At 52.0% G+C, this 24,680-nt stretch carries 20 protein-coding genes, 1 tRNA gene and 2 pseudogenes; 11 read left to right on the forward strand and 12 right to left on the reverse strand.

The genetic code is table 11. The annotated features are described in order from the left end of the window. Positions 1-31 precede the first annotated feature (31 nt). The gene (gene yicI, locus PGR10_RS21150) at positions 32-2,350 is read right to left on the reverse strand and encodes an alpha-xylosidase (protein ID WP_430924056.1); all 2,319 of its coding nucleotides are present in this window, start codon (positions 2,348-2,350) and stop codon (positions 32-34) included. Positions 2,351-2,362: 12 nt separating this feature from the next. Continuing rightward, positions 2,363-3,757: a glycoside-pentoside-hexuronide family transporter gene (locus PGR10_RS21155; protein ID WP_430924057.1), complete on the reverse strand. Its 1,395-nt coding sequence runs from the start codon at positions 3,755-3,757 to the stop codon at positions 2,363-2,365. 292 nt (positions 3,758-4,049) lie between these two features. On the opposite strand from PGR10_RS21155, the gene PGR10_RS21160 reads away from it, so the two are divergent. The 3 genes and pseudogenes from PGR10_RS21160 (at position 4,050) to PGR10_RS21170 (ending at position 6,667) form a co-directional block, all read left to right on the forward strand. Continuing rightward, positions 4,050-4,144, forward strand: a tRNA-Sec gene (locus PGR10_RS21160). A 161-nt stretch (positions 4,145-4,305) separates the two neighbouring features. Beyond that, positions 4,306-5,480: pseudogene (locus PGR10_RS21165) on the forward strand (tyrosine-type recombinase/integrase). A gap of 20 nt (positions 5,481-5,500) precedes the next feature. Beyond that, entirely contained in the window at positions 5,501-6,667 is a 1,167-nt protein-coding gene (locus tag PGR10_RS21170; protein WP_430924058.1) for a hypothetical protein, read from the forward strand. 69 nt (positions 6,668-6,736) lie between these two features. On the opposite strand, the gene PGR10_RS21175 is transcribed toward PGR10_RS21170, so the two are convergent. Both PGR10_RS21175 and PGR10_RS21180 read right to left on the reverse strand, forming a co-directional pair. Beyond that, positions 6,737-7,330 carry a hypothetical protein gene (locus tag PGR10_RS21175; RefSeq protein ID WP_430924059.1) on the reverse strand — a complete coding sequence of 198 codons (594 nt, stop codon included), beginning with the start codon at positions 7,328-7,330 and terminating at the stop codon, positions 6,737-6,739. Between the two features lie 286 nt (positions 7,331-7,616). Continuing rightward, positions 7,617-7,949, reverse strand: coding sequence for a phage polarity suppression protein (locus tag PGR10_RS21180; protein ID WP_430924060.1), 333 nt, complete (start codon positions 7,947-7,949; stop codon positions 7,617-7,619). Between the two features lie 46 nt (positions 7,950-7,995). Between PGR10_RS21180 and PGR10_RS21185 the strand changes: the two are divergent. The 3 genes and pseudogenes from PGR10_RS21185 to PGR10_RS21195 form a co-directional block, all read left to right on the forward strand. Further along, positions 7,996-8,247 (forward strand): annotated as a pseudogene (locus PGR10_RS21185) (winged helix-turn-helix domain-containing protein); the annotation flags it as partial. Positions 8,248-8,772: 525 nt separating this feature from the next. Continuing rightward, a complete protein-coding gene (locus tag PGR10_RS21190) occupies positions 8,773-10,416 on the forward strand; it encodes a TIR domain-containing anti-phage reverse transcriptase (RefSeq protein ID WP_430924061.1) in 1,644 nt (547 codons plus the stop codon). A 219-nt stretch (positions 10,417-10,635) separates the two neighbouring features. Continuing rightward, positions 10,636-11,202, forward strand: a complete 567-nt coding sequence (locus tag PGR10_RS21195; RefSeq protein WP_430924062.1) for a DUF6680 family protein — start codon at positions 10,636-10,638, stop codon at positions 11,200-11,202. A 15-nt stretch (positions 11,203-11,217) separates the two neighbouring features. On the opposite strand, the gene PGR10_RS21200 is transcribed toward PGR10_RS21195, so the two are convergent. Next, positions 11,218-11,412: a hypothetical protein gene (locus PGR10_RS21200; RefSeq protein ID WP_032713048.1), complete on the reverse strand. Its 195-nt coding sequence runs from the start codon at positions 11,410-11,412 to the stop codon at positions 11,218-11,220. A 136-nt stretch (positions 11,413-11,548) separates the two neighbouring features. Here PGR10_RS21200 and PGR10_RS21205 point away from each other — a divergent pair, with 136 nt between their 5' ends. Then, positions 11,549-11,836, forward strand: a complete 288-nt coding sequence (locus PGR10_RS21205) for a SymE family type I addiction module toxin (protein ID WP_113374062.1) — start codon at positions 11,549-11,551, stop codon at positions 11,834-11,836. A gap of 223 nt (positions 11,837-12,059) precedes the next feature. Further along, on the forward strand, positions 12,060-13,097 hold the full coding sequence (locus PGR10_RS21210; RefSeq protein ID WP_430924064.1) for a virulence RhuM family protein: 1,038 nt from the start codon (positions 12,060-12,062) through the stop codon (positions 13,095-13,097). 236 nt (positions 13,098-13,333) lie between these two features. Here the strand turns inward: PGR10_RS21210 and PGR10_RS21215 are convergent, their stop codons facing one another. After that, positions 13,334-14,530 carry a hypothetical protein gene (locus PGR10_RS21215; protein WP_430924065.1) on the reverse strand — a complete coding sequence of 399 codons (1,197 nt, stop codon included), beginning with the start codon at positions 14,528-14,530 and terminating at the stop codon, positions 13,334-13,336. Between the two features lie 498 nt (positions 14,531-15,028). Between PGR10_RS21215 and PGR10_RS21220 the strand changes: the two genes are divergently transcribed. Then, positions 15,029-16,036, forward strand: coding sequence for a zinc-binding alcohol dehydrogenase family protein (locus tag PGR10_RS21220; RefSeq protein WP_430924066.1), 1,008 nt, complete (start codon positions 15,029-15,031; stop codon positions 16,034-16,036). Positions 16,037-16,229: 193 nt separating this feature from the next. Continuing rightward, a complete protein-coding gene (locus PGR10_RS21225; protein ID WP_015703849.1) occupies positions 16,230-17,279 on the forward strand; it encodes an NAD(P)-dependent alcohol dehydrogenase in 1,050 nt (349 codons plus the stop codon). Here the strand turns inward: PGR10_RS21225 and PGR10_RS21230 are convergent. Further along, positions 17,276-18,229, reverse strand: coding sequence for a GlxA family transcriptional regulator (locus PGR10_RS21230; protein WP_430924072.1), 954 nt, complete (start codon positions 18,227-18,229; stop codon positions 17,276-17,278). The genes PGR10_RS21225 and PGR10_RS21230 overlap by 4 nt on opposite strands. A 21-nt stretch (positions 18,230-18,250) precedes the next feature. After that, positions 18,251-19,030 (reverse strand): MBL fold metallo-hydrolase, encoded by a 780-nt coding sequence (locus PGR10_RS21235; protein ID WP_271032696.1) that lies wholly within the window; start codon positions 19,028-19,030, stop codon positions 18,251-18,253. Positions 19,031-19,196: 166 nt separating this feature from the next. Between PGR10_RS21235 and PGR10_RS21240 the strand changes: the two genes are divergently transcribed. Then, positions 19,197-19,739 carry an NUDIX domain-containing protein gene (locus tag PGR10_RS21240; protein WP_020077657.1) on the forward strand — a complete coding sequence of 181 codons (543 nt, stop codon included), beginning with the start codon at positions 19,197-19,199 and terminating at the stop codon, positions 19,737-19,739. Here the strand turns inward: PGR10_RS21240 and nlpA are convergent, their stop codons facing one another. From nlpA to eefC, 4 genes are all read right to left on the reverse strand, one after another. Then, a complete protein-coding gene (gene nlpA, locus PGR10_RS21245) occupies positions 19,740-20,549 on the reverse strand; it encodes a lipoprotein NlpA (protein ID WP_015703853.1) in 810 nt (269 codons plus the stop codon). It lies immediately after the preceding gene. A gap of 188 nt (positions 20,550-20,737) precedes the next feature. Then, positions 20,738-22,171 (reverse strand): PTS N-acetylmuramic acid transporter subunit IIBC, encoded by a 1,434-nt coding sequence (gene murP, locus PGR10_RS21250; protein ID WP_213794226.1) that lies wholly within the window; start codon positions 22,169-22,171, stop codon positions 20,738-20,740. Between the two features lie 24 nt (positions 22,172-22,195). Next, positions 22,196-23,098, reverse strand: coding sequence for an N-acetylmuramic acid 6-phosphate etherase (murQ, locus tag PGR10_RS21255; protein WP_430924067.1), 903 nt, complete (start codon positions 23,096-23,098; stop codon positions 22,196-22,198). Positions 23,099-23,314: 216 nt separating this feature from the next. Next, positions 23,315-24,679, reverse strand: coding sequence for a multidrug efflux RND transporter outer membrane subunit EefC (gene eefC / locus PGR10_RS21260; RefSeq protein WP_045390534.1), 1,365 nt, complete (start codon positions 24,677-24,679; stop codon positions 23,315-23,317). Position 24,680: the final 1 nt, after the last annotated feature.

Consider the following 24,680-nt stretch of genomic DNA (forward strand, 5'->3'; position numbering starts at 1 on the left):
CCTCTCCGCTGGCGGAGAGGGTGGTATTAACTTACAACGTAATCGTCAGCGCATTACCCTCGGCGCTCACTACCACGCCCCGTTCGCTGCCGGCCTGAGTCCCACCCTGCACGCCCGCTATCCGCGGGATATTGCGCAGACACAGCGTCCAGCCGCGGGCTTCGCCTTCGCCGCTCATGGTGATGGTGTTCCCCTGGCGCTTCGCCTTCAGGGTGAAAATCACGGAACCGTCGGCCGCCGGAACCTGGCACAGCGCTTCGCGGCCATCGTCGAGCTGGAACAGCTGGAAGGCGGTGCCTTCATGCCAGGCATAATCGGGTTTCTGGTCGTTGTTGCCCAGCGCCAGCAGGGTGTTGTCGCGAACGTAGACCGGCAGGCTCAGCGCATCGTGATGCTGCTTATGCCAGCGGCTACCCGGCAATTCATCGTTATGCCACAGATGCGTCCAGCGCCCTTCCGGCAGATAAAACTGCACCTCGCCCGCCTCAGAGAACACCGGCGCCACCAGGACCGAATCGCCGAGCATATACTGACGGTCGAGATAGTCGCAGGCCGGATCGTCCGGGAATTCGAGCATCATCGAGCGCAGCATCGGAGTGCCGAACTCGTGGGCCAGCGCCGCCTGGCGATAGAGATACGGCATCATGCGGCATTTCAGCTGCGTAAAATGACGCACCACGTCACAGGACTCATCGTCGTAGGCCCACGGCACACGGTAGGATTTACTGCCGTGCAGGCGGCTGTGGCTGGAGAGCAGGCCAAAGGCGCACCAGCGCTTATAAACGTGGGCCGGCGCGGTGTTTTCGAAACCGCCGATATCGTGGCTCCAGAAACCGAAGCCGGACATGCCGATCGACAGCCCGCCGCGCAGGCTTTCCGCCATCGATTCGTAGTTAGCGTAGCAGTCGCCGCCCCAGTGCACCGGGAACTGCTGCGCGCCCACCGAGGCGGAGCGGGCGAACAGCACCGCCTCCTGCTCGCCGACGGTCTCTTGCAGCACCTTCCACACCAGCTCGTTATAGATGAATGCGTAGTGGTTGTGCATTTTCTGCGGATCGGAACCGTCAAACCACTGCACGTCGGTCGGGATACGCTCGCCGAAGTCGGTCTTGAAGCAATCGACCCCCATCGCTACCAGACCTTTTAACTTGTCGGCGTACCACTGGCAGGCTTCCGGGTTGGTGAAGTCATAAATCGCCAGCCCCGGCTGCCACTTATCCCACTGCCACAGCGAACCGTCCGGACGCTTCAGCAGGTAGCCCTTCTCTTTGAGCTCCTTGAACACCGGCGAGCGCTGGCCGATGTACGGGTTGATCCACACGCAGACCTTCAGCCCTTTAGCCTTCAGGCGCTTAATCATCCCTTCCGGGTCCGGGAAAGTTAGCGGATCCCATTCAAAATCGCACCACTGGAAGGCCTTCATCCAGAAGCAGTCGAAGTGGAAGACGTGCAGCGGCAGATGGCGCTCGGCCATGCCGTCGATAAAGCTATTCACCGTCGCTTCGTCATAGTTGGTGGTGAACGAGGTCGTCAGCCACAGACCAAACGACCATGCCGGCGGCAACGCCGGGCGGCCGGTGAAATGCGTATAGCGGTTAAGCACCGCTTTCGGCGTCGGGCCGTCGATCACGAAGTACTCGAGATATTCGCCCTCAACGCTGAACTGGACTTTAGAGACTTTTTCCGAGCCCACCTCGAAAGAGACGCGCTGCGGGTGATTCACCAGCACGCCGTAGCCGCGGTTGGTCAGGTAGAACGGGATGTTCTTGTAGGATTGCTCGGTGCTGGTGCCGCCGTCTTCGTTCCAGGTTTCTACCGTCTGGCCGTTGCGCACCAGCGCGGTAAAGCGCTCGCCGAGGCCGTAGACGGTTTCGCCGACGCCGAGGTCGAGGCGCTCAAACATGTAGTTGCGCTGGGTCTTACTATCCTGCACGTAGCCGTTGTTTTTCAGCTGGCTACCGGTGATACGCACGCCGTCGCGCAGAAAATCCAGCGCCCAGAATTCACCTTTAGTCACCCGCACGCTGAGGCTGCCGCTTTTCAGCTCGGCGAACTCGGCCGTATTTTCTATTTCGACATGGACGTCTTTCTGCACGTTCAGCGGATAGTGCGGGCCGTTATCCAGCGCGCCATGAAAGTGCTCCATGCGCACGCCGATTATCCCTTCCTGAGGCGAGAAAAAGCGCAGGGTGAACAATGGCGTATCCAGCTGCCAGGCGCGTTCGCGGACATCGCGCGGCGCGGCATAAACCACCATTTCATTACCCTGCTGCTCCACCTCGTAAACCTGTACGGGTTGGATCAGGTTGAGCCCTGGTTGAATGAGCCAGTTTCCATCACTGATTTTCATTAAAACGTCCTCTTAGTTTTGCCATTCTTTGTCGATCGGGGCTGCCGTGAAATTTTGTTCGTTGCGACGCGCGCCCTGGGCCAGCTCGGCCATCATTTTTTTCAGGAACGGCGTTTTCAGCGTGTAGTAGCGTTTGGCGATTACCGCGCTCAGCAGGTAGCACACCGCCGGAACGAGGGTGAACAAGGCGATAATGATGGTGAGGGTGGCGCTGTTCTGGGTTTTAGCGGCGGCGTCATAGCCGCCGCCGGCCAGCATCCAGCCGATCAGCGCGCCGCCCAGCGCCAGCCCCAACTTAAGCACAAACAGGGTGCCGGCGAAGCTGATGCCGGTCAGGCGTTTGCCGTTGCACCATTCGCCGTAGTCGACGGTGTCGGACATCATCACCCACTGGATTGGCGTCACCAGCTGGTGCAGTACGCCAATGACGAAGATAAAGACGAACATGGTGATTTCGGCGTCCATCGGCACGAAGAACATCGCCACGCTGAGCACCGCCAGGAGGGCGTTGGTCCACCAGAAGACGCTGACTTTGCATTTCCAGTCGGTCAGCGGCTTCGCCAGCGCCGAGCCAATCAGGTTGCCGACGCAGTAGGTGGTGAGGAAGACGGTGAACAGCGCCGCCGAGCCCATGATCCAGGTAGTGTAGTACATCATCGCGCCGCCGCGAACGCAGACCGCGAGGATATTGAGGATGGTGAGCACGCCGACGATGCGCCACTGGTCGTTGCGCCAGATATCGCGCAGGTCTTCACGCATCGAGGTACTGCTCGGCGGCGCTTCGACACGCTCTTTGGTGGTGAAAAAACAGAAGGCCAGCATCAGGAAGGCGACCACCGAGAGCACCGCAATGCCGCCCTGGAAGCCCAGCGCTTTATCTTCGCCGCCGATAAAGTTGACCAGCGGCATCATCAGCACGGTGGAGAGCATGCCCCCCGCCGTCGCCAGCACGAAGCGCCAGGACTGCAGCGAGATGCGCTGCGTCGGGTTGTCGGTGATCACACCACCGAGCGCGCAGTAGGGGATATTCACTACGGTGTAGAGCAGGGTCAGCAGCGTGTAGGTCACGGCGGCGTAGATCAGCTTGCCGTTGTGGCTTAAATCCGGCGAGCTGTAGGCCAGCACGCAGACGAGGCCGAACGGGATAGCGCCGAAGAGGATCCACGGGCGGAACTTACCCCAGCGGCTGCGGGTACGGTCGGCAAGCAGGCCCATGCACGGGTCGGAAATCGCATCCAGCGCCCGCGCCAGCAGGAACATGGTGCCCACAAAGCCGGCGGGGATACCGAAAATATCGGTGTAGAAAAACATCATGTATAACATGACGTTATCAAAAATGATGTGGCTGGCGGCGTCACCCATACCGTAGCCAATTTTCTCTTTGACGGACAGAATATGATCTTTCATTTGCGCACTATTCCCTTAGCGGCACCGCGGATTGGTACCGGTTACGGTTTTTTTAAACCTTTGGCGCAGTAAGATGAATTGCGATATCTCGTTATCAAATTACGTTTCTTGTTTTCTGTGATCGCGGTAGCCCGAAAGAGTGTGAAAAAGTGTAACCCATGGATTTTGAACGGATTTGTCTCAGACTGTTCTGCAAAGTCCAGTTTTAACAGTAAAAAAGTGCGTTTAGGTATGTGGTAAATGCCTGAAAGTAGCTATAATGCGCCCCGCCTCCATGTAGCAATCGAGGCGCGGAAGATCGTCATCTCCGGTGAGGTGGCTGGACTTCAAATCCAGTTGGGGCCGCCAGCGGTCCCGGGCAGGTTCAACTCCTGTGATCTTCCGCCAAAATTCCTCCGTCACCATCCGAGAAAGTCTAAAAATCCTTTATTTTCAAAGCACATAGTAAATCACTCATCCGTAACCGTCCGACAAGATCTCCCTGAATTCATGAAAAATATGTATAGTGATGTGTATAGATTTTTTATACACATTTTTGGCTTATACACATGGCACTTACAGATATACAAATCAAACGAGCAAAGCCCCAAGACAAGCCATACACATTGAACGACGGGCAAGGCCTGTCATTGCTTATCAATCCCGATGGCTCGAAGGGATGGCGTTTCCGTTTCCGCTTTGCCGGAAAAGCGCGGTTAATGTCATTTGGTAGCTACGACCTTGTGAGCCTCGCAGAAGCACGAGAGAAACGAGATACGGCCCGTAAGCAAGTCGCAAATGGCATTGATCCGGTCGAAGAACGTAAAGCCCAAAAGCTGGCACAGCAACTCTCAACAGAGAACTCATTCGAAGCCATATGTCGAGAATGGCACGCCAACAAAGCTGACCGCTGGACAGTGGCCTATCGCGAAGAAATCATTAAAACATTCGAGCAAGATGTGTTCCCGTTCATTGGTAAACGCCCAATCAGTGAAATCAAACCGTTAGAACTGCTTGAAGTATTGCGACGAGACGAATAGAAAAGCGTGGAGCACTGGAGAAAACAAGAAAAGTTCGTCAAAGATGTGGCGAGGTCTATCGCTATGCGATCATAACTGGTCGTGCGGAGTACAATCCTGCGCCTGATTTAGCAATCGCTTTGGCCGTTCCTAAGCAAAAGCACCATCCTTTCTTATCCGCCGAAGAGCTGCCCCATTTTGTGAGAGATCTTGAAGCATATACAGGCAGTATCATCACGAAAAATGCGACTAAGATTGTTATGCTTACTGGCGTAAGAACTCAGGAGATAAGGTTTGCTACGTGGGAAGAAGTTGACCTGGATAAAGGTATATGGGAGATACCGGCTGAACGGATGAAAATGCGGAGACCTCACATTATTCCTTTGTCTACCCAAGTAATTTTCCTCTTTGAACAGCTCAAGCCTATTACCGGCCATTATCCCTATATTTTTATTGGTAGAAATAACCGCAGTAAACCGATCTCTAAAGAAAGTGTTTCACAGGTTATTGAGTTACTTGGCTACAAAGGCCGTGCTACAGGTCACGGTTTCAGACATACAATGTCGACAATTTTGCATGAACAAGGTTTTGATAGTGCATGGATTGAAATGCAGTTAGCACATGTGGATAAGAATAGTATTCGCGGCACTTATAATCATGCACAGTATCTTGAAAAAAGAAAAGCAATGCTCCAATCATACGCCAACTACGTTTTGAATAATTGAAATATTAAGGAAATAAATTCATGCACATACCCAGCCAACGTATACAGAATGCGATGAGTGCGGAAGAAGCTAGTCTTTGGTTTGTGCCTGCTATGGGAAACGGTGATGTTGCTTTTCTTATGAAGGCACCTTCATCAATTTTGAAATCAATAATAAATGGTTGTTCTGTAGAATTCATCATTGGATTAAGAAATAGTCTTATCTACTGCGCCATGAAAATACATGATATTTCAGATGCCCCAGTGATGATAACTAAAGTACTACGTCATGAAGATGATATATCATCTTTAATAAAGATACTTGAGTACAAAACAACACCTATTTTTCTGTTTAATGAACTTGATATTTCCGTATCATGGTCAAATTTAACAATAAATACTGATACATCTCATCTCATTGAAAAAATAATAAAAATACAACACAGCATTGCGAGAAAAGATCCAATCGCAGTTAAAGAAACACATGATTACTTTGATAACCTAAATAGCAACTCTAATACGCCTCTCAATAATGAATTCATGTATACTCTCCCCTTTACCTGTGAAGCATGGACCTCAACGCCTAATCATTTTATTGGAATCACTGAAACTAAGGCCATAAATATTTCTGATAATGATGAAGGCGGTAATTTCGAGAATACTATATGGGCGTCATTAGAATCAGTATTCCCATATACACTACACGCAAGCCCCAAAGTTAAAATAGGAAAAAAAACACGCGAACTAACAGATATTCTTGCCTTTTATCCTAATGCATCATTTTTTATTGAGGCTAAAGATACATCGATACTGAATTCAGCATCAATAAAAGACATGCAACGCAGAACCAGCAATCTCAAGAAACAAGTTAAAAAAGCCATAGGTCAACTTGTTGGTGCAGTTAAATCGACAAAGGGTGGATGCGATATATCTGATTTAAATGAGAGGCCTATCAAACCCGTATTGAAACGCTTCCATTGCATTGTATTAATTACTGAAATGAATCATCATGGCGACTGGGACAATATAACCCATGAACTACTGAGAGCCTCATCCGAAACGAGAGAGTATTTCCATTTATTAGATCTGGATGATTTAATTTACTTATTGAAAAGATGTAACGGAAGCGCTGAGCTAATTGATCTTAACTTAATGGGCCGATTTAATACATTTGTAGAGAACAAATCGATTTTTATTAGAATGCGATAGATATTTTTCCGAGAAGAGTATATTGCATAAAATAAGTTATTCACTGGCCTGCTTCGCAGGCCAAATTATTTACTTTCCAAACAACTTTGGGAAAATCTCTTGCAAGTTACTTTCGATTTCCGCATGGTATGATTGAATAGAAGCCTCACTAACTCTTGGTGTGCTTGTACCCAGAACTTTGTGAATCCTCTTGTTTAGTACTACTCCTCCTTGTATTTTCCTGTATTGGTTTTTTAAAGCAGTCTCTAAAAATATATATGCATTCAAAAACACAAATACAAGAATATCTGTGGGATCCGTGAATTCCTTTACCAGACTCCTAGATTCATCTATTTGCATTAAAATGGTTTTTGATTTTTCTGCTTGTTTAGAATCGAAAATAGAATATGGATTATGTGCATAAACATTCCTAATCATATTTATATTATTAAATAATTTTTTGAAATCAGGACGTATCACCCCTAAACTGATTAATATATCGACCTTCAATATAAAGCTAATACGCCGCATTTCTAATGAATCCACATTATTAATAGAAACTGTTAACAACCGATCTAACAAGGTATCAATTTCGTAATGACTTTTTATAACCAGCGATAATTGCTCCTGAGGTTCCTCAAGTAGTTTGACAAAATCATCTGAAGTCACAAAATCCTTGTCCACATCAATGCCTTTTATTTGATGGTTAAAGTTACTGAATATTTATACAATATTCATCAGTCTTTGTGTATCTCAGAATAAATATTAATTCCCTCCTGCTGCGCGCAATGCTCTCCCCGCCACGCCTGCCCGCTTCCGGGGGCGCTTTTAATGCAGATGCATGGAAGGGCTCAGGCCGCGCCAGCAGTGGTGCGGCCGGATGTGGGAAATTCAGGGTTTTGCATGCAAAGCCATGCAGCGTAGGCATGCATGGCTATTTTTCTTAAAAAGGCGGGTATTTTGGGGCGTTTTACGCGGATTTTTTGTGGGTCTGCGCGGCCTGTCGGCACATGAAAATCTGACTCTGTTCAGGTGTATATTTTGCCCGGTTGTCTTCTCTGGACGCTATGTCAGGCCGGAACCCGATGGTTGTCAGGATATCCCGGTCATCCTGCACATAATGAATATCTCTTCCGCTGGCCAGATGGACTGATAGCGCTTCGCGAATGCTGGCGGCCGCCCGGTCGAGAGCCCGTTCCCTGACGATTTCAGCTTGTTCGCTGAGGTGTATTAATTCCGGTGCCAGTGCTGCGGCTAGCGCGTCGCCACTGACCTGCATAAAGGCGTGGAGCTGGCGACGCATGCTGACACGCTGCACGGCCTCATGTGACCGGATATACCGACCGGCTGACGCCAATATCGTCCCACGACAGCCCCGCAATTACCTTTACCACGCCTATCTGGTCTACATGGAAGCCAACGGGTACAAGAATGTCCTCAGCCTGAAAATGTTCGGACTAGGGCTACCACTGATGCTCAAAGAGTACGGGGTGAATTACGAGAAACGACATACCCGGCAGGGGACGCAAACTAACATTAAGCTGACGGATGAGAGCAATTCTGACTGGCTACCCAAATGTGATGACACACTCGTAATTTAACCGGATAAACCGGCGCAAGCCGGTTTTTTTGATAAATTCAGTAGGAATGAACGCCTTAATGAACATTTAACTCTTCACTGATCGTTCTTTATTCACCACTTATCGCATTGATTTTATTGAAAAAATATATCATAGTGAACAGAGTGAGCAGTCAAAGACAAAAAAAGTTTATCTTGGTCTTAATTTAAAATCTCTCATCGGGACTATTGGGAGTTTTAAAAATAGAATGAAAAATATACAATTTTTTATTTTTATGTAAAAGTCAGAGATCACGCTCAAACTATTGGGAAAAATACAATAAAACTTGTTTCACTTAACTCTTCCTAAGCATGATTTGTTGTGCTAAATTTTTTCCACGGCTCTGCCTTAAATCTGCGAGGTCGTTTCGCCTCGAATTATCTAATGTAAGCAAGATCACGCATCCGCCACTCTGGATGACCGCTTGTCGCACTCTCTGGATTACCTCTGGTTGCGCAAGGTGATTGGGCAGAGCCGTAACTTTTGTTCAAAGTGCGAGGGAGCGTAATGTCGTTACACATAAAAATACTATTAAATAACCTAACTTCGACAAATAACGCTGATTTACTACCAAATTTACCGCAAGTAGAGCCACAACCAAATCTCTCGCCCAGCAAAACAGAATGGGATAATAAGAAATTATCAAATCGTTCTTTGCTTACTGATGATGAGAGAAATAAAATACTCTCGGGCATTGAGAATAGTAAGATAATAATTAGTTCTCCGACTGATGTTGCAAACTTATTAGAAGTTCCAACAGGGCAGTTACTATATATTTTATATGAGAGAAAAAATAATTATCGAAGTTTTATATTAAAAAAGAAAAATGGTAACAATAGAATTATAAACGCACCTTATTCAGGATTGGCTATATTACAACAAAGATTGAAATTAATACTTGATTATTTCTACAGACCAAAAAAATCCGCGCATGGATTCATAAAAGATAAAAGTATTATTTCTAATGCCGAAAAACACATAAAAAAGAGATATGTTGTCAATCTTGATCTTGAAGATTACTTCGGAACAATTACTTTCCCACGAATTTATGGCATTTTTAAAAGTAGACCTTTTAACTTTTCCCATCCAGCTGCTACAGTATTAGCTCAACTTTGTACACATGAAGGTAAATTGCCTCAAGGCGCGTGTACTTCTCCAGTGCTTGCGAACTTGGTATCAGCATCTTTAGATAAACAGCTGACACATTTAGCCAAAAGAAAGAATATTACATATACACGATATGCAGATGATATTACATTTTCATTCAAACAAAATGGTATCAATGAAGTAATAAAATTAAGTGAAGATGAAAAGTATGAGATAGGTGATCAACTAACAAGTATTATAGAAAAAAATGGTTTTAAAATAAACCAAGATAAGTTTAGAGTCCAAAAGAGGAATAATAAGCAGGTTGTTACAGGTCTGACAGTCAATGATAAAGTGAATATTAATAAAAAATATATTAGATTGACTCGTTCAATGATACATAAATGGTCACAGGACAAAACAACAGCAGCGTTAATGTATACAGCTACATATGGAATAAAGACCAGAGATAATGATCATGCGATTAGTATATTTCGAAATCATATATATGGTAGATTGAGTTTTATCCGCATGATTAGGGGAAAAAACTTCTCTACCTATCTGAAATTAATGTCAAGAATGAGTCACAGCGATCCTAAAAAGACCAACGAAGGAAGAAGAGCAATGAGTGAAACTGAAACATATGATATCTTTATCTGTCATGCAAGTGAAGACAAAGATTTAATAGCCATTCCTTTATATGAGGCATTATGCGACAGAAATATCCCAACATTTATCGATCATGTTGAAATTGCCTGGGGTGATTCATTAATTGATAAAATTAATAATGCCTTAGCTAAAGCTAAATATGTTGTCGCAATACTCTCTGAAAACTCTGTCGAAAAAGAATGGCCAAAAAAAGAGTTAAATAGCGTTTTAGCAAGAGAGATAAGTAATGGAAAAGTTAAATTACTTACACTAGTGAAAAAGGAAGATGAAGAGGCAATCGCAGACAAAATCCCGCTTACGCATGATAAAAGATATATGGTTTATGATGACAATGCAGATTTTATAGCAGATGAAGTGCGTAAGATGCTTGATAATCAGGCAAGCAATAACCAATAATCTTAAATGTATAGAAATGTGTATACACACAGTAGTAATAAAAGTGCATTTCTATACATATCAATCTGTTAGTAGCGATTCCGAACTCCTGTGATCTTCCGCCAAAGTTTCTACTCCTCTATCGGTCATTCGGCATATATTAAGTATTCTGCTGTTAGCCTACCCTATTGAATCCTTCGTTAATCTAACTTTATATCTTATAAAAATATGGATTCTAAAATGAGTTTAGTGCTATCGATCACAACGGTGATAGTGACTTTAATCAGCCCAGTCATTGCCGTTCAAGTTCAGAAATTTATTGAAAGATACACTGATAAAAAGACACTTAAAATAGATATTTTTAAACAATTGATGGCCACCAGATCGCAGAACGCTAGGTTATCAAATGAACATGTCAGAGCGCTCAATATGATCGACATTGCTTTTTATGGTCGGGTGAGAAAAGGACAAGCTAAAAGAAGTAAAACTGAAAATCAGGTCATATCTTCCTGGAAGTTGTATTTCTCACATCTAAATACAACATATCCAAACAACGATAACGCCAGCGGCATTATCTGGAATCAAAACAGCAATAATTTATTTGTAGATCTTCTTTCAGCCATTGCCAAAGATATTGGTTATGATTTTGAGCGCGTTCAGTTACAAACTGCTATCTACTCACCGATTGCACACGGTGAAATTGAAAACGATCAATTAAAGATAAGAAAAGGTCTGGCATCAATATTCACTGACGAAGGGGCTATAAAAATGGAGATCGTTGGTATTCCTAGTCGAACAGAAAGTTAAATCGATCGTTAAAGTTTACTTATCAACAGTCTCAATGCTTAGCCTCTCCAGTTCCTTTCTTCCCAGGGTCTTGAGCCAGTTTCCCAAACTCATCCCTGCGTCTGCTGCAGCGGCCTCAAACTGCGCTTTCAGCTCTGGCGTAATCCGCATCTGAAAAGTGGGAGCTTTGCCGCATTTTGACTGATTGGTATCACGTTTGGCTGTTGACATGTACGTACCTAAAAGAGCAATGTATAACCACCCAGGTACGTACCTAACCAGATTCCGTCCTGATCTTTAATCGCCCTCATCAGGTACTCGCAATACCTGATGAGGGCTAACCTCACCAACTATCAAGGAGTTGATTATGGCTGATTTGCATTCTACCCCAGATATCACCGCTAGCGGAACCGAGCGTCAGCTGCTGGTTGGCTATCGGCCCAATGGCCGGGATACCAGTACACCAAGTCTTACCCTTTCCGGCAAGTGGCTACGCGAAGCGGGATTCGATACCGGGAAGCCGGTCACGGTTAAGGTGATGGATGGCTGCATTGTGTTGCTGCCGCTCAGCGATAAAGAAGAGAAGCTAACAGCCGAATTACGGCATATTCAACAATCGCTGAAAAGCGTCAACGGCACGCTGCAACATACCTGATAGCGCGAACAAGAAAAATCCCCGGGTGGCGGCTAACGCCTTACCCGGGCTACCGGACGGCGCAGAACGGTAGCCCTGCTGAGCGCAGCGCGAGCAGGGAAATTCCTCGGATTACGGCTGCCTTAACACCCGCAAACACGCCAGATTAATCGTTCGTCTAATGAAATTTATGCCCCGCTTCTGACATACTCTACCGTTGTGAACAGGTTGACCCGGAGACCATATGGCAAAGGAAACTATAACGTCGTCCCCAGCAGGTGAATTCATTATGTTTGCCAGCGAGGACGGGGAAGTGCGCGTTGAATGCCGCTTTGAGCAAGAAACACTTTGGCTCCCTCAGGCAACTATCGCCAGCCTTTATCAAGTCACCTCACAAGCAGTTACACAGCATATTAAAACTATATATAAGGAAGGTGAGCTTGAACAAAACGCAACCTGTAAGTCTTACTTACAAGTTCAACAGGAAGGCAGCCGTCAGGTAACCCGCAACCGGCTTCACTACAGCCTGCCTGTCATACTCGCTGTTGGCTATCGCGTTCGCTCCTCTCGCGGCACGCAGTTCCGCCAGTGGGCGACCCAGACGCTCCAGGAATACCTGATCAAAGGTTTTGTGATGGACGATGAGCGGCTGAAGAATCCGCCTGTGGGTTCATCGGCTGTACCCGACTATTTCGATGAGATGCTGGAGCGTATTCGCGATATTCGCGCCAGCGAACGCCGCGTTTATTTGCGAGTGCGAGAGATTTTTGCATTAGCAGCTGACTATCAACCGTCATTAAAAGAAACCACGCAGTTTTTTCAAACTATCCAGAACAAGTTACATTTTGCCTGTACCGGACATACCGCCGCTGAGCTCATTCATCAACGTGCTGACGCAAGTCTGCCGCATATGGGGCTGACCAGCTATAGAGGCGAAGAGGTGCATAAGGGCGACGTGACGGTAGCAAAAAATTATCTCACTCAGGATGAAGTCAATGAGCTTAACCGCGTAGTTAACATGTGGCTGGATTTTGCCGAGGATCAGGCCCGTCGTCGTCAGCAGGTCTTTTTACGCGACTGGCAGGATAAGCTGGATCAGTTCCTGCAATTTAACGACCGTGAGGTTTTGCAAGGCGCAGGTAAAATCAGTAAGAAAATGGCCGATGAAAAAGCGCAAGCGGAATATAGTCAGTTTGCTGAGCAACAGCGGCGCTTAAAGGAAGCCGAAGGTGAAAAGGATATCGCCGGTTTGCTACAGTGGGAAACAGGGCCTAAAAAGTAGCTCAGGATGCCTGATAGCGCGAGCAAGTCCCCGGGTGGCGGCTGACGCCTTACCCGGGCTACGCCCTACGCCCGGCATATGATCTGTAGCCCCGCGCAAGCGTAGCGCCGCCGGGCAATAACCGCGGGCAAAGAGCCGCTTTTGCGCCGGATGGCGGCTAGCGCCTTACCCGGGCTACCAGACGGCGCAGAACCGTAGCCCTGCTGAGCGCAGCGCGAGCAGGGAAAATTCTCGCCTCAGAAGTAATAGCCAATATTGACGTTAGTGCGGAAGTACCATTTGCCGCTGCCCTCGGACTGGGTGCTGGTCCAGCCGGTGGCGTTCAGCGCGCCGCCCCACGGATTAACGTTCTTCGCCCAGCTGAGATCGACCCAGAACATCACCGGCAGCGCAAAGACCTGTACGCCAAGGGTGTTCATCTGCGAATCGCTCCAGCCGCTTTTATCTTTCCACAGCACGCTGTAGTCGTTGTAAAAACGCAGCTTCGATACGCCGCCCCACTTCACGTCGACATCGCGGGCGACGTTCAGCGACGCGGTCGTCGCTTTTGCCGGGATCAGGTAGGCCGGCGTCAGGCCGTTGCCGCCCATCAGAATCGTATCGTCGCTGACGCCCGCCGGGTTCTTTGGATCGTATTGGTAGCGAATCAGCTGTGAGGTCAGCTGCCACGGCCCGTTATGTAACATGCCGTGCACGCCTGCCGCCCAGAAGGTGCCGTCGTCGTCGGTCTCGCGGTTGTGCAACCGCGCCAGCGCCAGTGAGCCGCCCAGCTCGTTATTCCAGCCGCCGCCGTGAAAATCCCGCGCAATTCGCACGTTCACCTGGTCCCGCTTTTCATTATGCTGCTGATGCTGAGTCGGATAGATAGTGTTTTTCAGCCGATCGTAATCGCCAACGTCCGGCGCATAGCGCAAATTCTCCGGCTCCATCCACGGGAAATAGGCCACATCCAGCGACCAGTTATTATCGTGATATTGATAGTTCACGCCGCTACCGGCGCTCACGCCAAAGCCTAAATAAAACGGAATACCATAGGACCAGCCAAATTGCGGATAAGGTTCAAGGCCAAATGGTTTGCCGGGGATCCCCAGCTGGATATTATTATTATTGTCGAAGCGATACCCTACGTAAGCGCGGTCGATGGCGTATTTACGGTGATCCTGGAACCAGAACCCGGCATCAAAGAAATAATTATCATAGAAGCCGCTGCTGTCGATACGGAAGGTATCAAAACGCAGATGCGGCGGGTTGCGATAATTACTGCCTTTCCAGTCCTCATAGCGATAGTTCGCCCGCAGCGCGCCGCCGAAATCCAGCCCGGCGAGATTATCCGCGCTGCGCCAGCCGATATGCGGGAACGGCTTGCCGTCGTCCGCCAGCGCCAGCCCACAGGTCGCGGCTGCCAGCAGCAGCGAAAGGAGTATTTTACGCATAGCACATCCCTCACTTTATTTTTATAAGCGATAAAAGACCGTCGATTAATATCGACTTATTATTTTGTCTCAGCGGTGAAACTCTTAATTAAATAGCACGATGATTTTATTTTTGTTCCAAATATGAAACTCTGTTTATTATTTGATAGAAGAAAAATCGCACGCAGGATGTCGGGCGTCAAGGTATAAACCTTGAGCCATAACGCAATATTATTATTCTTCCGGAGTGATATTAATATTTGCGACATGGAGGAGGAAACTTTCTCAAATATGAAACGCTATGCTTGTGATAATTTATATTGTTGAACCATCATGGTCCTGGTACCTGACCATCGCACTGTTTATCTGTAGTGACAGGCGGGCGCAGGATGGGTGGTGTCGCCGATTTTCACTTTTTTTATATAACTGTTATCGCCGCCGGGCCGTTTTTCCCGACGGTAGACCGGTCTATCCTCGACGCATTCGCACCATGAATCCTCTTTGTAGACCGGAGAACCTATGAAAGCCATTGCCATTACCCAGGCCGCCGCCGACGGCAACAACATTCCCTTTTTACGCGATATCGATCTGCCGGATCCGCAGGCGCAGGGGCACGATCTGCTGGTCGAGGTCAAAGCCATTTCGGTGAACCCGGTCGACACCAAAGTGCGCGCCGGGTTTGATGCCGATACCCCGCGGGTGCTGGGCTGGGATGCGGTTGGCGTGGTGAAAGCCGTTGGCGATGCGGTGACGCTGTTCACGCCGGGCGATGAAGTGTGGTACGCCGGCGCGCTGGGCCGCCCCGGCAGCAACAGCGAACTGCAGCTGGTTGATGAACGCATCGTGGCGCTGAAGCCGCGCTCGCTGGAGAATGCCGCCGCCGCCGCGCTGCCTCTGACCGCTATCACCGCCTGGGAATTGCTGTTCCACCGCCTTGGCGTGCAGGAAGGCGGTAACGCCGGCGATACGCTGCTGATTGTCGGCGCGGCGGGCGGCGTTGGCTCTATCCTCACCCAGTTGGCCAGCAAACTCACCAATATGACGGTAATTGGCACCGCATCGCGCCCGGAAAGCCAGAAGTGGGTACGCGAGGCCGGGGCGCATCACGTCATCGACCACAGCAAACCGCTCGGTGAAGAACTGGCGAAAATCGGCATTCATGCCGTGACCCACGTCGCCAGCCTGACCAATACCGATCAGCATTTTAACGAACTGATCGCCGCGCTCGCCCCGCAGGGTAAGCTGGCGCTGATTGATGACCCGGAGAGCCTGGACGTGGTGCCGCTGAAAGCGAAAAGCATTTCGCTGCACTGGGAATTTATGTTCACCCGCTCAATGTTTGAGACGGATGATGTGATCGCCCAACATCAGCTACTGACCCGCGTCGCCGCGTTGATTGACGATAACACGCTGCGCACTACCCTTGGCGAACACTACGGCACTATCAACGCCGCCAATCTGCAAAAAGCCCACGCTAAGCTGGAAACCAGGCGCTCGGTCGGCAAAATCGTGCTGGAGGGTTTTTAAATGCGCGATGAGGCCATTTCGCCCATCGCGCCTTGATATCACGAGCGTCTCACCTCGGTGAGGCGCCTTTTTTAACCCTTCGAACTGCGTTTTTCTCATCCTGCCCTAACCAGGCTACGCTTACCCTTGCCGCGCAAAAAACGTTCACTCCCTTCCGCTTGATTTATCACGCTATTGCACAAGAGGTAATGCTATGCAGATCAACGCTATAGGTACGTACTCCGCCAGCCAGCCGCTCGAATCGATGTCTATCACCCGCCGCGAACCCGGCCCACAGGATGTGCAGATCGCCATTGCATACTGCGGCGTCTGCCATTCCGATCTCCATCAGGCGCGAGCGGAATGGGCCGGGACGCTGTATCCCTGCGTGCCGGGCCATGAAATCGTTGGCCGGGTGACGGCGGTCGGCGATGCCGTCTCAGGTTACGCCGTGGGCGATCTGGTGGGCGTCGGCTGTATGGTGGATAGCTGTAAGCAGTGCGAGGAGTGCGCAGAGGGACTGGAGAACTACTGCGACCATATGGTGCTGACCTATAACGGGCCGACCCAGGACGCGCCGGGACACACGCTTGGCGGTTATTCACAGCAGATCGTGGTCAATGAACGCTACGTATTGCGGATAAATCATCCCGAAGCCCAGCTCGCCGCCGTCGCGCCGCTATTGTGCGCCGGCATCACGACCTATTCGCCTTTGCGCCACTGGCACGCCGGGCCGGGTAAAAAAGTCGGCGTCGTCGGCATCGGCGGGTTGGGGCATATGGGGATCAAGTTGGCCCACGCCATGGGGGCCCACGTGGTGGCCTTTACCACCTCGGAATCCAAGCGTGACGCGGCCAGAGCGTTGGGCGCGGATGAGGTCGTGGTGTCGCGCAACGAAGACGAAATGGCGGCCCACGTCAAAAGTTTCGATTTCATCCTCAACACCGTGGCGGCGCCGCACAATCTCGATGCCTTCACCACGTTGCTGAAACGCGATGGTACCATGACGCTGGTTGGCGCCCCGGCTACGCCGCATCCATCGCCGGAAGTGTTCAATCTGATCTTCCGCCGCCGCTCGATTGCCGGCTCGATGATCGGCGGTATCCCGGAAACCCAGGAGATGCTCGACTTCTGCGCCGAACATGGCATCGTCGCCGATATCGAGCTGATTCGCGCCGATCAGATCAACGAAGCATGGGAAAGAATGGTCAAGGGCGACGTGAAATATCGCTTCGTGATCGACAGTTCGACTCTCGCCGGCTAAACGCCGCGGCGGAAAGTCCGCCGCCACTCCGTCGGGCTAACGCCAAAACGCGCTTTAAACTGCTGGCGCCAGGTCACGGCGGAAAGATAGCCCACCGCTTCCGCCACCTGCTCGACCGGCAAATCCCCCGCTTCGAGCAGGCTCTGGCTACGGCGCAGGCGCTCGGCGGTCAACCAGTCGGCAATGCTCATCCCGGTCGCCCGGGCGAAGTGGCGGGTCAGGGTACGGCGGCTCATCGCCACCACCTCGGCCAGCGAATCAAGGTTATGCGGCTCGGCAATGTGCTGCTGCAGATAATCCAGCAGACAATTAATCCGCGCATCGCGGGTGTTGCGCGGCACCGGCTGGGCGATAAACTGCGCCTGGCCGCCCTCGCGGTGCGGCGGAACGATCATCCGCCGGGCGATCTGGTTGGCGGCGAGGCTGCCAAAACGCTGGCGAATGATATACAGGCAGCAATCTAGCGCCGCCGCGGTACCCGCCGAGGTAATTACCTTCTGGTCATCGACGTACAGGGCGTTGATATCGAGCTGCACCTGCGGAAACAGGCGCTGGAAATCCTGCTCGAACTCCCAGTGGGTCGCCGCCCGCTTACCGTCGAGCAGCCCGGCGTAGCCAAGGACAAACGCGCCGAGGCACAGGCCGACGATTTCCGCGCCGTTATCCCGCGCCCGAATCAGGCTCGCGATCAACGCCTGCGGCGGGCGCTGGTTGACCTCGCCCCAGTAGGGCACCACCACGATATCCGCCTGTTCCATCGCGGTAAAATCACCGCTGGCGTACAGCGCGAAGCCGTCGCGGGCGCTGAGTAATCCCGGCTGTTCGGCGCAAATCTGCAGATTAAAACGTTTGGTTTCCGAGACCGTATCGCCAAACAGCATACAGGGGACGGAATAATGAAACGGGCTAAAGCCCTCTACGGCGACAATCGCCACGTCGGTTAATTTCATCATCCCTTCCCCTTGAGCAGGTTAATAAACAACGGTTTCCCCATCCTGCGGAATACTGACTACCCCGGCAATCTGATTATCCGCGACGTACTGGCGCATCTCTTCGCGGCTCACCAGACAATGGTTGACCGCCTCCAGGTGGATGGCCATGATTTTCGCTTCCGGCAGGGCGAAATGCGCCTTCAACAGGTCCTCTTTGCCCATGATAATCGGGCCAAAGCCGATAACGTGAGCGTAGCCGGCGTTCAACACCACCACATCCGGGCGCAGCTTCAGCATGTCGGCTTCGATCTCATCGCGCCAGATGGTATCGCCAACCAGCCACAGCGTCTTCTCCTGCGGATGACGGAATACCACGCCGCAGGCCTCGCCCAGACGTTCAGCCATCGCCGGTACCGCGTAGGTACGGTCGCTGCCATGTTGCCCGGAAGTGGTTTTCTGCAGACTAACGCCGGCAAATTCGCTATCTGCCGACAGCAGGCGGATATCCTGAAATCCCTGGCTGCGCAGCAGCGCGGCGTCGGCTTCATGCTGGACGAATACCGGTAGGGTTTTTGGGATCGCCGCGATCGCCGCTTCGTCCCAATGATCGTCATGGGTATGGGTGACGATTACCGCATCGACGTCGATAATTTTTTCACGAGAAAACGGCAGCGCCACCAGCGGATTGCGCAGCTCGCTGCGCGCGGTTCCAGGGAATCCCGGCCAGGCGCCTTTGTCCGCCAGCATTGGATCGATCAGGAATTTTTTACCAGCGTATTCAATAATCTGTGTAGCATTTCGGATATGGGTGATGTTCATGTTAGCGTTCCTCTGTGGGGTAATCTGCGAACATCGTACTGAGTACCAGCCTGGCGCAATATGGGCGTTTGGGCAATGATCGATGGAATCGGGCCAACCTGCGACGGTTGCCAATCACAGCCGGCTATGTTGTTCTGAAGGTTAGACTTTCTACAGGAATGGCAGGATGAAAAAGAAACTAACCGCCGCCGATATGCATAATCCGCAGGTCATCGCCGAGACGCCGTGGTTCAGCATGCGCAAGGTAGGTATTGATGTCGCCCCCGGCGAGCGGCGCGACTTTTATTCCATTCACTACCCACGCCCGGCGGTCGGGATTGTGGCGCTCCAGGACGACAAAGTGCTGCTGATTCGCCACTACCGTTATCTGATCGATAAGGTGGTATGGGCCATTCCCTCTGGCGGCGTCGATGAAGGGGAAGAGCCCGCCGTCGCCGCGCTGCGCGAACTGCGCGAAGAGACCGGCTGGCAGGCGCAACACGCTGAGGAAATCATCCGCTACAACCCGTCATACGGCAGCAGCGACCAGCTGTTTATCACCTGGCTCGCCACCGATTTAAGCTGGGTTGGCATGGACGCAGATCAGGATGAAGTGATGGAAACCGGCTGGTTTACCTTCGAGGAGATAAACCAGCTGATCGCCCGCGGTGAAATGCCGGACGGGCTGTCTCTGGTGCCGCTGCTGCACCTGATGGCGCAGCGTAGATGATTACCAGCCCGGTACCGCGCCGCCGTTGAAGATGGTTTCTGCCGCCTTCGCCACTTCCGGCGACTGGTACGACTGCATAAACTCTTTCACGTTTTCGGCATCTTTATTGTCTTCACGCGCCACAATGATGTTCACGTACGGCGAGTTTTTGTCTTCAATAAAGATGCCGTCGCGCACCGGCGATAACCCGGTTTGCTGCAGGTAGGTGGTACTGATAATGGCGACATCGACCTTCGGATCGTCCAGCACCCGCGGCAGCTGCGCACCCTCCAGCTCCATAATTTTCAGGTTTCGCGGGTTACTGGTGATATCCACCGCCGTCGGCAGCAGGCCGGTACCCGCTTTGAGGGTAATCAGCTGCTCTTTTTGCAATAACAATAGCGCGCGGCCGAGGTTGGTCGGGTCGTTGGGAATGGCGATAGTCGCGCCATCTTTAATATCCGCAACGGATTTAATCTTGCGCGAATAGCCGGCCATGGGAAAGACGAAAGTATTGCCGATGGCCACCAGGTGGTAACCGTGCGCTTTGTTGTCTTGTTCCAGATAGGGACGATGCTGGAAGACGTTGGCATCCAGCTCCCCGGCGTTGGTGGCATCGTTCGGCAGCAGCGAACCGCTAAAGCCCACCAGCTCGACGTCGAGGCCATACTTTTCTTTCGCCACCTTCTTCGCCACTTCCGCCACATCCTGTTCCGCGCCGTTAATCACGCCGACTTTTATGTGTTTGGCATTGTCATTCTTCTGGTCACAGCCCGCTAACAGCAGGCCAGCCAGCATCACTGCCGCCGCCGTGCGTAAACGCAATTTCATCGTTAGTACCCCATCAGTCCATGGAAAATCATTATTATTTTTCGAGCAAAACTATAACGATTTTGTGTTCGATTTTTAAACACGAAAAGGTATCAATAAGATGAAAATCGTCTAAGCGCCTTCCCCGGTAGCGCTTACGCTTACAGGGGCTACTGACCGAATAACCAACCGTGGCCGGGGAAATACGCTTAACTCAGGTCAACGTTTTTACTGGCGAACAGCCAGGTGAGCACAAAACCGCATAGATACGAAACCGCCAGACCGCCGGCGTACACCGCCATCCCGGCATAAATTCCGCTACCGGAGGTCATCAGCGGCAGCGCCACCAGCCCCGAGGGACCGAACACCGTGTTCAGGCCGACCGGCAGCCCCAGCCAGGCGATCAGGCCCACGAAGAAACCGCCGCAGGCGCCGCCGATACAGGCGGTGATAAATGGTTTCATACGCGGCAGGGTCACGCCGTAAATCAGCGGTTCGCCAATGCCGAGGAAGCCCGGAATAATCGCCCCTTTGATCTGGGTTCGCAGCAGCGAATCGCGCTTTGCGCGCCAGAACAGCGCCAGCGCCGCGCCCACCTGCCCGGCCCCGGCCATCGCCAGGATCGGGAACAGCGAGTTAAAGCCCTGCGCATCCACCAGCGCAAAATAGACCGGTACAAACCCCTGATGCACGCCGAACATCACCGCCAGCAGGAACAGCCCTGCCAGCACCGCCGAGCCAAACGGATTGCCGTTAAGATGCAGGAACAGCCACGACATACCGGTAAACAGCCAGCCGCCAATCGGCATAATCACCGTAAAGGTCACCGCGCCCATAATCAGCAGCGTCACCGCCGAGGTAAGGATCATATCGAGGTTAGCAGGCATTATCCGCCGCACCTGACGTTCTACCCACGCGCCAATAATCGAGGCGATTAGCACGCCGATAATATTGCCGCGCGGGTCGATACCGTGGCCGAAGAAGGTCGAAATTCCGGCGTAGAATCCGCTGGTCGCTTCCGGGTTGTAGCCCAGCACGAACAGCGAGGCGATAATCGCGCCGTTCACGCCAGAACCGCCGAAGGCTTTCTGAGCGTTATAGCCAATCAGGATACTCAGGAAGGTAAACATCCCTTTGCTGAATACCTTCATGTAGCCAATCAGCGCCACCAGGCTGGCGTTAGGGTGCGCGTTCTCCAGCACGAAGATTTGTTCCGCCAGCGTAGCAAAGCCCAGCAGCAGCCCGACGGCGATGAAGCCGGGGATCAACGGCGTAAAGATAGTGGCGAACTTCGCGAGAAATTTCTGTACCCCGCTGGTCTGCTTGCTCTTCAGCGCCTGCTTTTTCTCCGCTGCCACATCCGCCAGCGAGGCGGCTGCCTGCGGCGCCGCTTCCATCAGGCCGTTCATCATTTCCGCGGCGGTCTGCGCCTTGCCGGGGCCTAATACCACCTGGAACTGTTCATCGCTGACGATAACCCCCATCACGCCATCAATCTGGCGAATGGCGGCGCTATCGGCCAGGCTTTCATCGCGCAGGGTCAAGCGCAGGCGCGTCATGCAGTTACCCGCCTGCGCCACGTTTGCGGCCCCGCCGACGTGGGCCAGGATCCGCGCTATCATCTCTTTAGTTATTTTTGCCATTGCCTGTTACCTGTCTGTCGGCGCTCAGGTGTTGCTTAGCGCCTTGCGGATAAAACCGTTGTTTTTCGCCAGCAGCGACTGCGCTTCTGCGGCGCTTAAGTCAGCCAACACCATCACAATCGCCGTCTTACAGTGGCGGCCACAGGCATCCAGCGCATTCTGCGCGGTGGCGCGATCGCAGTCGGTCGCTTCCATCACGATAGACACCTGACGCTCAATCAGCTTGGCATTGGTCGCTTCGACATCCACCATCAGGTTGCTGTAGACCTTACCGATGCGGATCATCGCCCCGGTGGAGATCATATTCAGCACCAGTTTCTGCGCGGTGCCGGCTTTCAGGCGGGTCGATCCGGTAACCACTTCCGGGCCGACCACCGGGGTAATCGCCACGTCCGCCAGCTGCGCCATTTCACCGTGCGGGTTACAGCTGACGATAGCGACAAACGCATTCTGGCTATGGGCGTATTCCATCGCGCCAATGACGTACGGCGTACGCCCGCTGGCCGCCAGCCCCACCAGCACATCGCGGTTGCTGAAGTTAAGGTTCTGCAGATCCATCGCCCCTTGCGCTTTATTGTCTTCCACGTTTTCCACGGCGCTCAGAATCGCTTTATGTCCGCCGGCGATAATCCCCACCACCTGCTCCGGACGGGTGCCAAAGGTCGGCGGGCATTCGCTGGCGTCCAGGATACCCAAACGCCCCGACGTGCCGGCGCCGATGTAAATCAGCCGTCCCCCAGCCCGCAGCGCCGCCGCCACTTTATCCACGACTTCCGCTATCTGCGGCAAGTAAGGCGTTATCGCCTGCGCCACTTGCTGATCTTCCTGGTTTATCACCGTCAGCATGTCGACAGTGGAGAGGGTGTCAATGTTGGCGCTGTTGGCGTTGCGTCGCTCGGTCAGCAGTTTGCTCAGGTCGATACTCATAAAAACCTCGTTATTCTCAGTTGCGCGCAGTATAAGGAATTTTTTATTCCATGCATGTGAAGAGTATCACGATTAATACGCTTGGGATAATAGGAGAATTGTAGGTATAGCCAGAGATATTGCGGTAATAAAGATGGAATATTTTATTACCGCAACCTGGAGTTAACGCATGTGCCAGGAGTGATTAAGGTGCTATAACACCTCCGAAGAGGAACATTAACTGGCGCCGCCGCCCAGCGATTGCCAGAGCGTAATGCGGTTATTGAGGTCGGTCTGCTGCAGCGACAGCAGCGTCGCCTTCGCCGACCACAGCGTCCGCTGGGCGGTCAGCACCGACAGATAGTCGCCGACCCCGGCCTGATAACTCTTCATCGCGATATCCAGCGACTTCTGCTCGGCGGCAACATACTGCTGCTGGGCATCGAGCTGTTCACTCAGCGTTTCCCGGCGCGCCAGCGCATCGGCAACGTCCTTAAAGGCGCTCTGAATGGATTTCTCGTAGGTGGCAATCAGCCCCTTTTTCTCCGCTTGCGCATAGCGTAGCTGGGCCAGATTACTGCCGCCGGTGAACAGCGGCAGGCTGATAGAGGGCGCAAACGACCACACCTGCATGCCGTGGCTGAACAGCGACGATAGCGAATCGCTGCCGACCCCGGCGCTGGCGGTCAGCGAAATGGACGGGAAAAAGTTCGCTCGCGCCGCGCCGATATCGGCATTAGCGCTCTTGAGATTATGTTCCGCCTCCTGAATATCCGGCCGGCGCAACAGTACCGATGATGATACCCCCGCCGGCACCAGCGCGATGCTGTTATCCCCCAGACTCTCCAGCGTACCGGGCAGCAGGCTCTCCGGCACGGTTTCCCCCGCCAGTAGGTTAATGGCGTTTTTATCCTGCGCCACCAGCGTACGATAGCTGGCGACGCTGGCTCGCGCCTGCTGATAGACGCTTTCCGCCGAACTTAAATCACCGGCGGAGGCGGTGCCCACCGCCATCTGGCGAGCGACGATTTTGCGCGAGTTCTCCGCGCTATCCATCGTCTGCTGCGCCAGCGCCAGATTGCTATTATCCGTCGCCAGCGTCACCCAGGCGGTGGTCAAATCGGCAATCATCGTCAGTCTGGTATTTTGCGCGGTGAATTCGCTGGCAAGCCAGCTTTCTCGCGCCGCGCGCGACAGGCTCTGGTTCTTGCCGAACAAGTCCAGTTCGAAGCTCGAGACCGCGCCGTCAGCCTGCGAGGTAGAACTTAGGCCGCTGGCGATCGTTTTGCTGCGGGTATGGCTCAGCTCGGCATCGACGGTGGGAAACAACGATGCGCGCGTTTCGCCATACTGGGCGCGAGCGGCTTCAATATCGGCCAATGCTTTTTGCACATCGCGGTTGCTATTAAGCGCGATGCTGACCACTTTTTTTAACCGCACATCATTGACCACTTTTTGCCAGTCGCCGACCACCGCCGTTGATTCGCCGTGCGCGCCGGGAAGGGTCGCCGGCACCGGCGCGGCCGGGCGCTCGTAGTGCGGGTCAAGAGAGACGCAGCCCGCGGTCAGGAGCGCGATAAACATTAAACTCAAACGAAACATA

Origin of the sequence: Klebsiella sp. 141198, from assembly GCF_050600785.1 — a bacterium.
GTDB lineage: Bacteria > Pseudomonadota > Gammaproteobacteria > Enterobacterales > Enterobacteriaceae > Klebsiella > Klebsiella aerogenes.